Origin of the sequence: Sulfuriflexus mobilis (assembly GCF_003967195.1) — a bacterium.
Taxonomy (GTDB): Bacteria; Pseudomonadota; Gammaproteobacteria; order AKS1; family AKS1; genus Sulfuriflexus; species Sulfuriflexus mobilis.
Genome location: NZ_AP018725.1, coordinates 1,170,912 through 1,186,301, shown reverse-complemented (window position 1 = coordinate 1,186,301; position 15,390 = coordinate 1,170,912). Strand labels below are relative to the sequence as shown.

At 53.2% G+C, this 15,390-nt stretch carries 12 protein-coding genes; 2 read left to right on the top strand and 10 right to left on the bottom strand.

Annotated elements, in window-relative coordinates; genetic code table 11:
• Nucleotides 1-88: 88 nt before the first annotated feature.
• Entirely contained in the window at nt 89-2,359 is a 2,271-nt protein-coding gene (locus tag EL386_RS06025) for a hypothetical protein (protein WP_172597636.1), read from the bottom strand.
• Between the two features lie 174 nt (nt 2,360-2,533).
• Between EL386_RS06025 and EL386_RS06020 the strand changes: the two genes are divergently transcribed.
• Nucleotides 2,534-3,166, top strand: a complete 633-nt coding sequence (locus EL386_RS06020; RefSeq protein ID WP_126454405.1) for a hypothetical protein — start codon at nt 2,534-2,536, stop codon at nt 3,164-3,166.
• A 77-nt stretch (nt 3,167-3,243) separates the two neighbouring features.
• Here the strand turns inward: EL386_RS06020 and EL386_RS06015 are convergent, their stop codons facing one another.
• The 6 genes from EL386_RS06015 to EL386_RS05990 form a co-directional block, all read right to left on the bottom strand.
• The gene (locus EL386_RS06015) at nt 3,244-3,828 is read right to left on the bottom strand and encodes a DUF6064 family protein (protein ID WP_126454403.1); all 585 of its coding nucleotides are present in this window, start codon (nt 3,826-3,828) and stop codon (nt 3,244-3,246) included.
• 14 nt (nt 3,829-3,842) lie between these two features.
• Complete coding sequence (locus EL386_RS06010; protein WP_126454401.1) at nt 3,843-4,787, bottom strand: aldo/keto reductase; 945 nt, start codon at nt 4,785-4,787, stop codon at nt 3,843-3,845.
• Nucleotides 4,788-5,008: 221 nt separating this feature from the next.
• Nucleotides 5,009-6,382, bottom strand: coding sequence for a metallophosphoesterase (locus EL386_RS06005; protein ID WP_126454399.1), 1,374 nt, complete (start codon nt 6,380-6,382; stop codon nt 5,009-5,011).
• Between the two features lie 49 nt (nt 6,383-6,431).
• A complete protein-coding gene (locus EL386_RS06000) occupies nt 6,432-7,814 on the bottom strand; it encodes a phosphatidylserine decarboxylase (protein WP_126454396.1) in 1,383 nt (460 codons plus the stop codon).
• A 231-nt stretch (nt 7,815-8,045) separates the two neighbouring features.
• Nucleotides 8,046-9,956 (bottom strand): metallophosphoesterase family protein, encoded by a 1,911-nt coding sequence (locus EL386_RS05995; protein ID WP_172597635.1) that lies wholly within the window; start codon nt 9,954-9,956, stop codon nt 8,046-8,048.
• A gap of 247 nt (nt 9,957-10,203) precedes the next feature.
• Entirely contained in the window at nt 10,204-10,821 is a 618-nt protein-coding gene (locus EL386_RS05990; protein ID WP_232020250.1) for an SOUL family heme-binding protein, read from the bottom strand.
• A 600-nt stretch (nt 10,822-11,421) separates the two neighbouring features.
• On the opposite strand from EL386_RS05990, the gene EL386_RS05985 reads away from it, so the two are divergent.
• Nucleotides 11,422-13,026, top strand: coding sequence for a cation:proton antiporter family protein (locus tag EL386_RS05985; protein WP_126454392.1), 1,605 nt, complete (start codon nt 11,422-11,424; stop codon nt 13,024-13,026).
• Nucleotides 13,027-13,089: 63 nt separating this feature from the next.
• Here the strand turns inward: EL386_RS05985 and EL386_RS05980 are convergent, their stop codons facing one another.
• From EL386_RS05980 to EL386_RS05970, 3 genes are all read right to left on the bottom strand, one after another.
• The gene (locus tag EL386_RS05980) at nt 13,090-14,265 is read right to left on the bottom strand and encodes a ketose-bisphosphate aldolase (RefSeq protein WP_126454389.1); all 1,176 of its coding nucleotides are present in this window, start codon (nt 14,263-14,265) and stop codon (nt 13,090-13,092) included.
• A 199-nt stretch (nt 14,266-14,464) separates the two neighbouring features.
• A complete protein-coding gene (locus EL386_RS05975; RefSeq protein ID WP_126454387.1) occupies nt 14,465-14,794 on the bottom strand; it encodes a hypothetical protein in 330 nt (109 codons plus the stop codon).
• Nucleotides 14,791-15,228 (bottom strand): secondary thiamine-phosphate synthase enzyme YjbQ, encoded by a 438-nt coding sequence (locus EL386_RS05970; RefSeq protein ID WP_197722159.1) that lies wholly within the window; start codon nt 15,226-15,228, stop codon nt 14,791-14,793. The genes EL386_RS05975 and EL386_RS05970 overlap by 4 nt, the downstream gene beginning before the upstream one ends.
• Nucleotides 15,229-15,390: the final 162 nt, after the last annotated feature.

The window sequence follows — 15,390 nt, the reverse complement described above, 5'->3', positions numbered from 1 at the left end:
TAAGTTCAAAAACTCTAAGTAATTGAGGTCAGAGCTGGGTCCCCCCTTTTATTTATAATTTAACTGTGGTCTGTCCCCTATTATCGCTTCAGAAATTGCGACTGGCTTGCTGCCGCGCTCGCCATACTCGGGCACCAATGACAATGATCAACAAAACCAAGATAACGACGATGATGTAGGCCCAGAAGCAGGAAATATAAGGGGCGCGTAACGACACAAACTCGCAAAACCGTGGGAAGATGTTACCCCCAGGAACGATGGTGATGCCGCCGCCTTCGTCATTGTTTTGTTCTATCTTGATCCTCAGACCCCAAGGCCTGGCAAGACCGCTTTCCGCGCCAACGAACGTATCGACGAACGCTCCGGTCGCACCGTCATAGCGCTTGATCTCGTTGGTAGCGGAGCTGGAAACGTAGAGGTAGTCCCCAGCAAACTGTAAGTCCACAGGCCCCTTGAGGCCGCCGCTGCATCTCGAAACGAAGTTGTCGACAAATTCACCGGTCGACATGTCGTAGCGCTTGACCTCATGGGTTTCGCCGCTCACCACGTACATGTAACCGTCCGGCTGGATCACGAAACCCAGGGGCTGCTGCAGCCCACCGGTTGGGGGAGTTAGGAAGTCTCCGACAAACTGACCCGTCTCCTCGTCGAAACGTTTGATGGCATTCGTGATCGAACTTGCGACATAGAGATCACTCAGGACGAAAAGCCAGGTCGGCCTGCCGAGGCCGCCGCTGGAAAGGTTACCCAAATGAGTGCCGGTCTCGCCGTCGTAGCGTCTGACCGTGTTATTCCAGTGGTCGCTGACATAAAGGTTGCCGTCAATCCCGAACCTCAAGCCATAGGGACCGCTAAGACCACCGCTCCCCGGCGTGACGAAGTTACCGAGGTAAGACCCGTTGTCACCGTCAAAACGCTGGACCGAATTATTTCCCGGAACGCTGACATAAAGCTTGCCGTCGGGACCAAAGGTCAGATCGGCGGGCCTCTGCCCTTCCGGGACAACGGCGAAATCGTCGATGAATTCTCCGGACTGCCCGTCGAAGCGCTTGATTGAATCGGGGTAACTGGCAACCCATAGAATGGTAGGGTGGGCGGTCTCCACCGGAGGAAGAGATGCGATCTCGGAGAACCGGAAAACCGCGCCGGTATCCGTGCCGCCAATGTCGTCCCTTGTTGCAGACACAATAATGGAAGACCCTGTTGTCAGGATGCGGGAACCGAAATAGTCGCCGGCGGAGGGGGCTGAAGGTGTCAACGTCGCCACAACCTCACTCGTCTCGAAATCAAAAATGTCGACCTTTCCGGCAGAAAGAAATGTCGGTTCTTCATAGGGTTCATACACGCCGCCAATAACGACGTACTCGCCATATGAGGCGAGCGCAAAGACGGAGCCGACGCTTTGCGCCGGATCGGGATTGGCGAAAGTACGCAGGAAAGAACCCATCTCGGCATCAAAAAGGTGGGCGACGCCCATGAACTGAACATCACCACTATCGGACTCCATGTGACGTGAGGATGAGATGAGGACATCATCGCCGTGGAAAATGACATTCACGCCGAATTGTGCATTCTGATAAGTGGCCGGAGGTAAAAAGGTATGAAGAAGAGTCCCCGTCAGGGCGTCGAAGAGATATGCCGTCCCGGGCCCCGACAGGAAGTCGTCTCCCACCAAGACCTTGTCATTCTTGAGGGCGACGCTAATGCCGAAACGACTGGAACTCAGCGAAGGGTTAGGATTCTGGAACGTCTGGAGGAGTTCGCCGGTATCCGCATTGAACAGGTAGAGCCCGGATTGATAGGGGCCACCGCCCATGGCTCCGGCCGGCGCGCCGATAAGCACCTTGTTCCCCTCTGCTGCCGCGACTCTCCCGAAATGTCTGACCGGGACGCCAGAAGTCGAGGCCGGGGGAAGGAAGGTCCGGAGGAGATTTCCCGTCTCGCTGTCGAAAAGGTAGGCCGCCCCGCTGTTAATACCGGCCGTATCGTCATTGGGCGCGCCAATGAGAACACGATTTCCGACGGTGACGACCGCTTGACCGAACCAATCGTCCTTGGCGGGTGTGGGATTTGTAAAGGTCCGAATGAGATCGCCGCATTTCTCATCGAATAGATAAACCGCCCCGGCTCTGTCTTCGACAACCTGCTTGTTGGGATTGCCGACCAGGATATCTCCATCGAGTTCGGCCAGCGCAGCGCCGAAGCGCTGGTGATAGGCAGAGTCGGGAGTAGGATGGGGATTGACGATGGTGAGTGTGGGCGTAATTGACATCTCATCGGCGGATAGCGTGCCAGATGTTGCAAGCGCCGCGACCAACGCCGAGATTACACATAAAACTGCGTAATATGGCCGTTTCATCGGATGGATATTTTTCCTCCTATTGGCCATCTCAAGGTCCTTTACAAGATTGAGTAATTTATATTAACAAGCTATCGGGTTAATATTTGTTTTTCAAGTACTCTGACCCCTTGATTCTCGAAACAAAGTGTTTTTGAATACCTTGAGGTATTTTACAATCGACTGGGAGGGCCCATGGATATGGATCGTCTGGCACGTTATACCGACATTGCCAAGAACCTGGCGCAAATCCTTGCCCTCATTGTGGCGGCAGTCTGGACCTACTTGTTGTTCATCCGCACCGAGGTCCCCAGCCTCGAGTTCCGCGCAAATACCTCGAGTTCACTTGAATGGCATGACCTGGACAGCAACCGCTGCATTGCCAGTTTCCGCGTAGATCATGAGAACACAGGTCGTAGCAGCTATGACGTGGCAGCCTATCGCTGGCGGGTATGGGAGTACGCGGCACCGGACAGTGGCAAGAAAATTGACTACATTGACCTGCAGGCCATACAAGACCAAGCGCCTCTAATGGAGCGGGTAGTACCTGACGAAGAACGTAAGGCCGGGCCATTTATCACTCACTACCCCCCTGGCACTGCATTTGGTCACAACTTCGAATGGGTAGTGGAAAAGCAACCCCACCGCTTCCTGTTCTTCCGCCTTGACTTGGCAGTTGACGGAATCAAGAACAAAGAATCCTGGCATACAGGTTCCTGGGGCGTGGCCTGCAAGGACCTAACAAACAAGAACCCGGCACAATCAAATACTGTCCCCTTCCCTGGTCAAGCCGTTCAGCCCCCAGGTTATAAACGGGACCGTCGCTAGACAAGGTTTAAGCTTAAAGGGGGCAGTGACAAATGCGAATCATTTATATCAGCATTTGTCACTGAGCCCTTTTATTCCTACATTACATATAATGTCATACCGCTTATTAAAACCCATATGATCGGAATTGCATAAAGCACTTTGGGAGCTTTATAAAAAAGTAGAATGGCGACCGTCGCTAAAACCGTAGGGTCAGGTGCAAGGGCAAACATTTCAAACTGCATCCAACCACGACCGCGTATAACGGCTATAAAAGGATAAACGATCAATGCGATCGATAACAACGCGGCCCCAATGATCATTCCGGGCCGACTGCTCACAACCCTGTCAAAGCGGTTTTTTACGACACCGTACCAGGCGAGGAACCCCGCATGGAGGACAAAGCCGAGCGCATACCAGTCAGCCACGACATGGATTTGATAAAAACGTTGATACAAAAACGCCCACGCCACCCATAACCAGCTCACAACAAGTAATCCCGAAATCACTCGCCCGGCCCAGGCAGAATTTTTCCATAACATATAGAGCATCAGCAACGAAAAGAGTATGGCTACACAATGCAGCGGCCAGATGGCCTGGTTATAGAGTTCAAATTGCCGGTAATAGGCCGTTTCTGAAAACAGAATAAAATCGGACAGCCGATAGTCTGTCAGATCACCCATTACAGTCATCACTATCAGAGTATTTTTTCAACATAGTCGATCATACGCGCCCGCATGGCCCCGTCGGGCATCGGTGAAAAACCTGCCGCCATGTTTTCCTTAACATGTTCAATCTGTGTCGTTGCCGGAATGACACAAGTCACCGCTGGGTGTGAGGCAACGAATTTTAATAAAAATTGTGGCCAATTTTTGCAATCGATAGTCTTTGCCCATTCTGGTAATGGTTTGTGTTTGAGTTCTTCAATTAAATCGCCGCGTTGGAATGGCCGGTTTACGATCACGGCAATGCCACGCTCCGCCGCGAGAGGCAACAGTCTCGCTTCGGCTTCGCGGTCAAGAATATTGTAACTGAACTGCACAAAATCAAGCGGCTCAGTTTTCATGATGTGTTCCATTTCCTCATGGCGGCGACCATGCGAGGTGGTGATCCCCACATAACGGATCTTCCCTTGCTGTTTCATGCGAGCCAGGGTTTTCAGATGTTGTTCCCACGCCACCAGGTTATGTACCTGCATGAGATCAAACGCATCAACCTGCCAGTATCGCCTGGATTGTTCCATTTGCGCAGGGCCCGCGTCATGGTCCCATGTCCAGACCTTGTCTGCCGAAAAAACCGTTTTTGTTTTACCCAGTTTTTTCAGGCCATAACCAATAGCCGGTTGTGATGAGCCATACATGGGTGAGGAATCAATCAGTCTGCCACCCGCATTAAAAAAGTGGCGCATGACCTCGGCCACATTGTCCAGGCCGAGCGGATCATTACCGACATTAAACGTTCGTGAACTGCCCAGGCCGATCACCGGCAGGCGTTCATGAGTGGAAGGAATGGGTTTGGTGATAAATGAACCTGTGCCGGCCTGGGTAACCCGTGGCACTGCCAGCCCACTGATGCCCCCAGCCACGCCAAGGGCCATAAGCTGCAAGAAACGACGACGGGACCGATTGTGTTGATCTTTCATAAGCACACTTCCGAACGTTATCAGATATTACCTATTATTGGATCTGAGGTCAGACACCTTTGAAATATCAATTAAATATCAGATCAATCGAGTCTGACCCCATTGATTTCATCTCATTGCTCTCTGACCCGGTTTTTTCCAGTTCCACAGATATTATTCTGTGTTCGTAGCATATATTCCTTCCTCTTTTGTTCTTCGTGCTGCACTCGAATAATACGCTCTTATTGAGTGTTATAGCAGTCGGTGAAGGCGGCCTCGGTCAACTCGCTCATTCCGCACCAGTATCCCTTGAAGTTGGTGCCATCGATTGCCGGGGTGGCGGTGTGGGAGACGTTGTAGAGGCGTTCCCACCAGGCACGCCGCTCGGCGTCGGTGGGCAGCGAGGCGCGAATGCGATCGAGGTTCGCCACGTTAATCGACGGGACGCCGTAGCGCTGGACGAAGTCGTACTCGAACCGCCAGCCCCCCTCTCCCCGATCGGCAATATTGAGGTAGTAGACCTCGAAATTGGCCGGCGCGAAGGTGTTGACGTCGTAGCTATAGAGACTGTAGGCGGGGTTATTGCCGAACTGCGCACTCACCGCCGGTGAGGTGTGGACGTAGGCGGCCGCAGGAGCCCCTTCGTGTTTAGAGGAGATGAGGCGGAAGTTGTCCATGTGGGTGTGGCCAGCGAAGGCCGCCCGAATGGTGGTCTGATATTGGCGCACCAGATCCAGGAAGCGCGAGAGATGCAGAGGCTGCCACATGGAGGCCACCGACTCGATCCGGCCACCCTTCGCCCGCTTCAGCGTCGCGAAGACGTCCACCCCCGGCGGCACATGGAGTAGCAGCCAGACCGGCTCACCTTTCGACTTCGCAGTTTTCAGTACCATCTCTAACCACTGGAACTGCGCCTTCGCCGGGTCGTAGTCGACCCTCGGCCCACAGGCCTCCTCATAGTGGCGCGAAAAGAGGATAGTATTGACCGCGACCATCCTCCCTTGTCCCTGCGGCAGCGCTACCGAGTAGTAGCCTCCCTTGGCATAGCTGACCGCCACTGCCGGGCCATTGGCGGGGTCATGCAGCAGGGTGCCGGTAATCAGCTTCGCAGTATCGCCCAGGAAGCGCCCCTCCGGTGCCACCTTGTAGTCGCCGCAGTAGGAGTCATTGTTGCCCAGAGTGAAGTAGACCGGCTTGTTCGGGAAGGTCTCGGTGATGCGCCGGAGCACGTAGTTGACGCTCTTCAGCACGAACGCCTCATATTCGGGCGTCGGCGCCGCCATCCCGTACCGCTTCTGGAACCCATGGGCGATGATGTCGCCGGTGAAGAGCACGAAGTCGGCGTCGGGCAACCGCCGGGCGGCATCCGCCAGTACCGAGGCGAAGAGCGCGTCGTTGGTCTCCTCGCTCCCGCCGTAGTCGCCGAAACCCTTTTTTGTCGTCGAGGCGAAGATGGCACTCCACTCCGACGCCGGCTTCGCCTTCAAATCCGCCACCAAGGTGGGGTCGAAAAAGGGGTTGAAGTGAAGGTCGGAAATGGTGACGAAGCGCCCCGATGCGGCATTCAGCTGCATGGAGAAGAGTACCACCGCCAGCAACAACCATATCCTGTTCATAACAGCCTCCTAGTCGGCACTGAAGTAAGAAAAAAGGGCTCTGACCCCTTTAATTCTTCACCGGCGGCGTGGTGCCGACATTGATAACGCCTATCTGATTACCCAGGCGGGTTTGCACGGCCGGTGACACCATACCCGGGCTGAACAACAGGATGTTGAGCGAGCCGCCATAGTAGAAATTACCGAGTTCGGTGTAGCCCCGCGTAACCTTTTCACCGGGCCTGATATTCTTGCGCAACACCACCGAACCGATTGTGTCCAACCCGACCGGAATCGATGCCACGTAACCCGTCTTCACATTACCTTCCTTGACGTCGGCATAATTCACCTCGATGATGATCACACCGCGCTGGAACAGCTGGAACTGGCTGAAGTCGGTTCCCGGTCCGGCCACGTTGCCGCTTTGCGACACCCAGTTCGGCCAGTCGGGGTAACCATAGGTACCGGAGACCACCACGTCCGCATGGCGAATGATGCCAGTGACGGGGGTGTGAAATCGGTGATAGGTATTGGGCATCAGGATACAGGCCAGGCCATTGCCACCAACAAACCGGCTCTGCAGCTCGGGAGCGACGCCCTTCAACAACTCTGCCATGCTGAGCGGAATGCCCTTAACGTCCAGCACAGTGTTGTATTGCAACGGGTTTTGCAGATATTCACGACGAACCACCTTACCGTCCTCGGTCAGTACCTGTACCAGCGGGTTCATGATGCAGTCGGTCGGTGCCGAGATCACGTAATCCCTGTCCGGCATGGTCACCGGGCGGCTGGGAATGGTCCTGGTTTTCGTGTCGATCATCAATTCACGGGCGAAAAAGTCGTTCCAGGACTTATAGTCACTCGCTCGTTTGCGTTGATAATCCACTATCTCGATACGCGGGTCGTCGATCCATTGCTGGATATAGGTGGTCGAATCCGGCCCATCCATGAAGGCGCCGCGCTGCTTACTGAAATCAGACGTGAACTTCAGACCGGTTTCAAGCGCCTTGCTCGGATCGAGCGGATTGCGGCCCTGCACAAAATTCTGTGCCGGGGTATTCTGATAATAAAGCCAGCCGAACCCCTGGATATAAGCCAGCCCGTTGTCCTCGCTGCCGTTGATGCGCGGCAGGAAGGTGCACCATTCGGTGAAGTAATCCACCATCTTGCCCAGCAACGCCTCGCCACCGCCCGTCACTCGCCACGGATTGAGCATATGGTAGCTCTCGGGCGGGTCGACGAGATTACCCGCCATCAGGTCGAAAGACGCGGCCACATCGGGTTCGCTTTGGTACTGTTTGATTAAATAGTTGATCGACACGGCACAGGGCGATTTCGCCACTTCTTTCTTTTGCGCGGTCGTCAACAATGCGGCCTGGGCCGTAAAGACGCTGAAACATAAACAAACCGCCGTCGCAGCCGTCACCATCCGTAATATCGCGTGCCGTTTCATCAACCTATACCTCCTCTATATATGTAGCCGGTTCCATGTTGTGTTAGGGAACAGACTGGACTACACCCTATTCTTCTCGATTCGTAATGACAATCATTTGAACGCACAAAGTGAGATCAGGGAATGCTTGATGCGATCGGAGTAACGCGTAGAAAGTACCTGACGAAATGTCGCAGGCAGTTCCGAGGTGAATCTCAACTGTAATTCTAAGTGCACCGACGCCTTTTATTCTTATTCTATTGTATCAACCCTGTCGAGGGTATCGGGGTTCACGACTTCAAGTTCGAGCGAAGTGCCGTGGACGCGGAACAAGGCCACCGCGTGTTGCGTGCTGAGCAACTTCAAGTACTGCGTATCCTTCGGATAACCCTTATTCCAGGGTGCGGACTCAACATAGTAATAAGGTGCTCCCGCCGAGCCGACGGTGATGTGCCAGAGATCGCGGTCGATGGTCAGGGGTTTGCGGGATTGGTATTTGCGCTTATCGTAGATGGGCATGCCCGGCTTGATCAGCAAACGCGAGTAGTTGTGTTCATCGCCGACAAGGATGGCCTTGACTTTCGAGTGAGCAAGCAGCGTGCGCAGATAATCATCGCGCCGGTCGATGGAGCCCTTGCCCTGCTTGAGAAATTCCGACGGTGGTGTGCCCTTGATGACAGGCGTGTGATTTTCCCCTTTCAGCCACATCGAGTTGTAGCTGTGCACGTGCCCGCCGTTCGGAAAGACCGGGGTATGCTGGGTGACAAGGATGTGGTCGATATTGGCATCCTGTTGCAGCGTCGCCAACGTCGTTTGCAACCAGGCGAGTTGCTTATCCATGATGTAACCCCACACGTTACCGCCAACGGTCGTGTCGTTCGGCAGTGACCCCGTATACAGGTATTGAGAATTGAGGACGACCATTGCCACATTGTCCCAGGTATAGAAGTAGACATTTTCCTTGTAGGTCGGGAAGTCGCCCGGCTTTCCCGGGTTGGGATCGTAGAAGCTGCCGTCTTCGCTCTCAGGACCGTTCTCCGGGTTGACAAAGACATCGGCGAAGACCGCCTCGGCCGAGTCGGTGTCGAAGGGGAAGCGGTCACAGGTGAGGCCGTACTCGGTGTTGTTGTCCCAGAGAAATTCGATGGTTTCGTGATTGCCCATTCCGGTGTAGACGGGAACGCGGCTCGCCCAGGGCAGGATGGCGCGCTGGAAGTTGGCATATTTGACCCACTGCATGGGCACGTTGGCGTCGTAGCCGCTCATGGTGTCACCGGTAAACTGCAGGAACACCGCATCCTCGGCCGCCGCGACCGCCATGACCTTGCGCATGATGTAGGCGTTAACCCCCGCCATCGAACGCTCGCCCGAGGCAATGGCCTCGCGGGAGTCGGTCGAGTAGGCAAACACGAACTTGCTGCGCGTACCGGGTTTTGGCGCCGTGCTGAAGGCATAGCTTTCCGCATGCCCGCCGGCCTGCACCGTGTAGGCAATACTCTTCGCCGTCGGCAGCCCGCTGAGCGCGATCTCATGGCGAGTCGTGGCGGTTTTATCCTTAAAGCTGCGCCCGTTCGCGATCACGCTGGCCACCACGGCGCGATTGGTGTCAAAGGCGATGGTCGCGGTCGTGTCGGTCACCTTGGCGACCCACGGCCCGGCGGTGATGCTCGTCCCGACCTTGAAGGGCTTGGCCGTAAAGAAGAACTTGCCTTCGTAGACGATAGCGCCCTTGGCGTCGGTCACGCGGTAATAAAGAATGCCCTTGCCTGCCGACTCCCAGCCGCTGAGGTCGTACTTGCCGGTGAGCGTCGACATATCCACCCGCGCCTGGCCCTGCGCATCAATGGGCGCGTCGTAGCGGTAGTGCGGCATCGGGTAGCGGCTCTCACGCGGGTCCCACAGGGAGTAAAACAGTGTGCCGCCCGCCACGGTCTCGGACGCTGCTGCGTCAGTGAAGCTAAAGAGAAACCCGCTGTCCGTCCCCACCGGATTACCCTGCAGCATGGCCACGGTGTAATCCGGGGTCGCCTGATTCGGCTCCAGGCGCAAGGTCTTTTTGCCGCTGACCACCACCGGCTGACCGTCTTTGATGTGGATATTGTCATAGATGGCGGGCACGTCGTCCGCCGTCAGCGCCCAGACCGGCTCGATGAGGTGCAACATAACTAAAGCGCTAATCCAGACTACATGTCGCATACTCGTCTCCAATCTCGTCCCTGTGTAGAGTTGATAATGCACCTGGAAAGCGCCGTATTGCAATGAATGCTTCAATCAGAGATGGCTGGAGCCCTTACTGGAAATGGTTTTCATTTGTCATTGATCCTTTTAATTCAGAAATCGAGTCTGACCCTATCTCCCCCTCGTATTCATTAAAGGGCTCTGACCCCTTTAATCTGATCACCGATTTCTTTTAATTCCCAATCGAGATCAACACTTCATTACGTCTCAAAAACCAGAGACTAAAAGGGGCGTTGTAGCGCGCCCAAATTGGTTCACCAACAGCTTTGAGCCCCTTATTCTCAATCCATGACACCAACGCTGCCTTATTACGCAAGTAACCTTCCTCACTCCAGAAACCCGAATAACGGATTGCAGCCATTCTTCTCGCAGGCACCTGACGCAATCTGACGGTTGGATCCAACGGCTTCGGTAGTGTTTCCAACGTGTATGCCGCTGGCATCATAAAACTTACCGCCCAGCGTTCTCCTGCCTGCTGTTGCCCAACGGGTGCCGTCATGTCAATCTTTATGCCTGTTGATTCCTGGGAAACAGGGGCTGTCATCGCCACCTTATTACGTGTCTGGTTATTACCAGAGATGTACTGAAAGAGCCTGTTGAAGGCCTTGTTGCCAGCATCTTCAAGACTACCTTCAACAATGGTTTCAGCGAGGACATGTGGTGCATAGTCACGGATTTCAAAAATATCCTCTTTTTCCACCACGGTGTACTTCGCTTCTTCGATCGCCATGGCATCGCCCCCTCCAACCAGCATCGCTGTGAATGCTAATATCACACGAATAATTTTCATTCGTCACCGCCTCTTTTATCAGTACTATTAAGATGACATCAGATCACAGGACAAGTTCTCAATAAAAGGCTACTACCACCCTTTATGCCTGTGTTTATATTATTACGGTAGCGGAAGAAACAATGAAATAACTGGGGTCAGAGCACAGATTAGGCTTATATTAGGAACAAGTGCGACCAGAACCTGTGGTTCAGGAAGTTGCCCTGACACTGGAAGTGTAGGGTACTCATAATGAACCCGACAGGGTTCTTTGAGCCAATAATGAAACTCTTAAGAGATTCTAAGTGAGCTCTGACACCAGTTAATTAGACTAAAGGGTACTGACCCCTTTTATTTCCGACCCCTTTAATTTTCTTTTTGTCACTGACTTCTTTTGTAGTTAGTTTTTACTCTGACCCAGATTATTCTGGTGACATTTTGCGGTCACCAAGTAATTGGTGTAATTTGAACTAATTGGGGACAGAGAACAATTATTTCTGATATAGAAAACTGTGCTCTACCTTCAATTTGTTAACTGTGAAATACCCTTATCCTTAATTTATCAAAGGTTAAAGAACTTCCTTACCCGGATATAGAGACAGGCCATTTACCACAAACAAAATGGAATCCATATTATTATCAATCCACCCGAGTGACCCAGTCTGGATAGGCATCGCATTTATCTGTGGATTTGCCGTTAAATTAATAGGTTTGCCCCCACTGGTAGGGTTTCTGTTCGCCGGCTTCATGCTTAATGCAGTGGGTGCTGAAGGCGGTGACTTTCTCCGCACCATGGCGGATCTGGGCATCACCCTGCTGCTTTTTACCATCGGGCTAAAACTCAGGGTTGAGTCACTCATCAAGCCCCAAGTCTGGGGCGTGGCCTCGATTCACATGGTCTTGATAACGTCTGTGTTATCTGCATTGGTACTGGCTATTTCGCAGCTGAACATTTCTATATTTACAGGTCTGGATCTCAAAACGGCCATACTCATCGGCTTTGTACTGTCATTTTCAAGCACCGTCTTTGCCATCAAACTCCTCGATGAGCTGGGCGCCACATCGTCACATCATGGTCGCCTAGCTATTGGCATATTGATTGTGCAGGATATCGCGGCAGTGGTTTTTCTCGCAGCATCTACGGGCAAGGTACCTTCAGTGTGGGCGCTGGCACTGTTACTGCTCATCCCCTTAAGACATCTCTTGCGAAAGGTTCTGGACCACACCGGCCATGGTGAGCTGCTGGTGCTATACGGAATCGTTCTGGCCCTCGGTGGTGCGGACATTTTTGAGCTTGTCGGTATGAAAGGCGATGTCGGTGCACTGATTTTAGGCATGCTACTGGCGAATCACGTCAAAGCCAGCGAGATGGCTAAATCCTTGCTTAGTTTCAAAGATCTATTCCTTGTCGGGTTCTTCCTCAGTGTGGGGATGACTGCGCTGCCGGGCTGGAATGAATTCCTGGTTGCGCTGGTTTTCATACTATTTTTACCCATCAAGGTCGCTTTCTATCACCTTCTGCTCAATGCCTTCAAGTTAAGGGCGAGTACCTCATGGCGTACTTCCCTGAACCTGGCCAACTACAGCGAGTTTGGTTTGATTGTTGGTACCCTTGCGACGGCTTACGGCTGGTTATCCAAAGAATGGCTGGCCGTTTTTGCGATAGTGCTTTCAATTTCATTTATCATTTCCGCCCCGTTAACATCAGTTCGCGACAGTCTGTACCAGCGCTGGCGCCACTTCTTCAAACGCTTTGAACGTAGACAGCGAGTAAAAGGTGAAGAGGACCTTGATTTACAGAGTATCGAAGCAGTGGTGTTTGGTATGGGCCGCGTCGGCACTGCTGTCTACAAGGCAATAGAACCTGAGTTTAAGGGCCGAATTGTCGGCGTTGAAATAGACGACCATCAAATCGAAATGCATCAGTCGTCCGGTCTCCATGTCATCGATGGCGATGCAACCAACCCGGACTTCTGGGCCAGGGCACCTTCATTGCTCATCGGTCTCAAATGGGTGCTACTCACCTTACCCACCCATAGTGCAAACAAGGCGGCGGTCGCCATGCTCAAGCAAATGGGTTACACTGGGCAGATAGCGGCTACCTCCAAATACGACGATGAGGCGGAAGAACTCAAAGAAATGGGCGTGGATATGTCGTTTAACATCTATGCCGAAGCGGGGATCGGTTTCGCCAACGATCTCAAGCGTCGCTTTGAACACTCCTGAGATAAACCGATAATATAAAATAGATAAAGGTACTGTCCCCTTTTCTTCTTATTGCACGGCCGATCAGTTTTGCCTGAAATCAATACTGATGCGGTCCCCGGCAATGGGACGGAACAGGCTATCTGCAAAGGCAATGTGATCAGGATGTTCACGATAGCTATCAATGACATTGGCATGGACGAATTCGATTAGCCAGGAAAATTGATATTGCGCCGCTTGCTGGACGGCCTTAGCCGTGACCACACGGCGCACACCGGGGATCTGGCTTAAGATCCTTTCACCTTCTGCCATCATGTTCGCCACCTGTGCCTCGTCAGTCGTATTCACGTTATAGATAATCACGTGATGCACCGGTTGCCAGGCCTCCGCGACGGCCAGCACGGCATCTGCCTGGTTGGCGCTGCCCCAGTTGAGCATGCAGCGCTCAATCTCAACGCGCATGGCCTCCTGGATCTCCCTGACAATACCGGTATAGCCACAGCGATCATCGGCCGCGACGTTCTCACGCATGCGCGTACCGGCCGCATCCGCCAATGCCGTGTAGTAATTGATCTTCGCCACACCGTTGGCGATCAGCTGACGAAACTGCTCATCCGACAGGCCGGTACCGCCATGAATGACCAGCGGGATCCCCAGTGCCGCGTTAATCTGCTGCAGGCGTTCAACATCCAGCTCCGGCTCGCCCTGCATACGGCCGTGCACCGTACCGATGGAAACGGCGAGTACATCAACGCCGGTTTGCTCAACATAACGTTTTGCCTCATCCACCGAGGTATACACGACTTCCCCGGGGTGCTTCTCCGCGTCTTCGCCTTCCACACCGGCAACATAGCCGAGCTCACCCTCCACCGGTACACCACAGGCGTGCGCCATGTTGACAATCTTTTGTGTCATCGCCACGTTGCCCGCGAACGGCTCGTGCGAGGCATCCACCATGACACCATTGCAACCGAGGTTAATCGCCGTCACGGCCGACTCAAGCGAAGCACCATGATCCAGGTGAATGGCCACCGGAACGGTCGCCCGCTTTGCGGCCAGTTCGGCCGCGGCCATGGCCAGCTCGAAGTCGTAATAGTCAAAATGCGATTCGGCGAGAGACAAAATCACCGGCGAGCGCCTGGCCTCTGCCGCCGCCATAATGGCCTCAAGGAAATCCAGGCTCACCAGGTCAAAGCCGCCCACCGCATAACCATTCTGATAAGCATGCACCAGCATGTCTTTCATGTTCACCAAAGGCATGGTCTACCCCCCTGCTTCCACAAATATCCGCTACAAAACAGGCTAAAGCATAGGCAGAATCAGGTATAAGTAAAAGTAGATTATTCTTATAATTTCCATAAGCTGCCACTTATGGAACAGGCCCGGATAGAAACATGGCAACTTCATGGCAGGTAATAGCTTATTGATATGAATACATCGTGGCCTGACCCCTGTTACCTTATTCTTCAAGCAACTCGATCTTAACCGTGCCTTCGTGATCATTCGCATGCACTTCAACCAGCCCGGGTAGCCGGGTGCTTAAGTAGGCACAGGAAACCGATATTGCCGCTTCATTTTCCTGCTGCAATGCCTTGATAAGATTCATGACAACAAACCTGGCCCGCTGCTGGCTGTCTGGATGGGCGATCAACTCGCCCTGGATCGTGAACCCGCGTCCCATATCGCTATCCATTTTCTCAAGAAAGGCCTGCTGCCACTCGTCTAACGCTGTGTCGCGATCATATTCATAGACGGCCAGGTCATTGATAAATATCGTTAAACGTTTCATTCACCCACAACCTGTACATTCACTTTGCGCTGACGCGGCCCGTCCAGCTCATACAACATCACGGACTGGTACTGGCCCAGTACCAACTCCCCCGCGCTGAGCCCGATCACCTCAGAACTGCCGAGTAACATCGCTGCGAGATGCGAATGGGCATTTTCCGGCTCATCCTCCGGGCAATCACGCATGTCAATATCATTATGTAGATATCTGTCACCGGGTGGAATAAGGCGCGTTAAAAACGTTTTGACATCCTCAAGCAGCCGTTCCTCAAACTCGTTAATCGCGATCGCCGTGGTGGTGTGTTGCGAGGTCACGGTCACAAAGCCGTTTGTGATGCCGGACTTTGCGACAGCCTCTCGAATGCCCGGCATGAGGTCATGCAGGGCAATGCCATTGCCGGTTTCCAGTTCGATAAATGATGGGCTGATTTTCAAAACAGGTCTTCCTGTGAGCGCTAGACAATATAATAATCTAACAAATAATTAAATGACTGTAGAGAAGAATATTCCCTGATATAGAAACCAATGCACTCTGACCTGGTTTGTCTGGTTATTTCCAAACTGGTTAAAATTAAACAACCAGAACAGGCAAGGCGA

Bases quoted from the DNA above. Each gene is read 5' to 3' on its own strand.
- EL386_RS06025 (WP_172597636.1), bottom strand. From the start codon at position 2,359: ATGAAACGGCCATATTACGCAGTTTTATGTGTAATCTCGGCGTTGGTC.
- EL386_RS06020 (WP_126454405.1), top strand. From the start codon at position 2,534: ATGGATATGGATCGTCTGGCACGTTATACCGACATTGCCAAGAACCTG.
- EL386_RS06015 (WP_126454403.1), bottom strand. From the start codon at position 3,828: ATGGGTGATCTGACAGACTATCGGCTGTCCGATTTTATTCTGTTTTCA.
- EL386_RS06010 (WP_126454401.1), bottom strand. From the start codon at position 4,787: ATGAAAGATCAACACAATCGGTCCCGTCGTCGTTTCTTGCAGCTTATG.
- EL386_RS06005 (WP_126454399.1), bottom strand. From the start codon at position 6,382: ATGAACAGGATATGGTTGTTGCTGGCGGTGGTACTCTTCTCCATGCAG.
- EL386_RS06000 (WP_126454396.1), bottom strand. From the start codon at position 7,814: ATGAAACGGCACGCGATATTACGGATGGTGACGGCTGCGACGGCGGTT.
- EL386_RS05995 (WP_172597635.1), bottom strand. From the start codon at position 9,956: ATGTTGCACCTCATCGAGCCGGTCTGGGCGCTGACGGCGGACGACGTG.
- EL386_RS05990 (WP_232020250.1), bottom strand. From the start codon at position 10,821: ATGAAAATTATTCGTGTGATATTAGCATTCACAGCGATGCTGGTTGGA.
- EL386_RS05985 (WP_126454392.1), top strand. From the start codon at position 11,422: ATGGAATCCATATTATTATCAATCCACCCGAGTGACCCAGTCTGGATA.
- EL386_RS05980 (WP_126454389.1), bottom strand. From the start codon at position 14,265: ATGCCTTTGGTGAACATGAAAGACATGCTGGTGCATGCTTATCAGAAT.
- EL386_RS05975 (WP_126454387.1), bottom strand. From the start codon at position 14,794: ATGAAACGTTTAACGATATTTATCAATGACCTGGCCGTCTATGAATAT.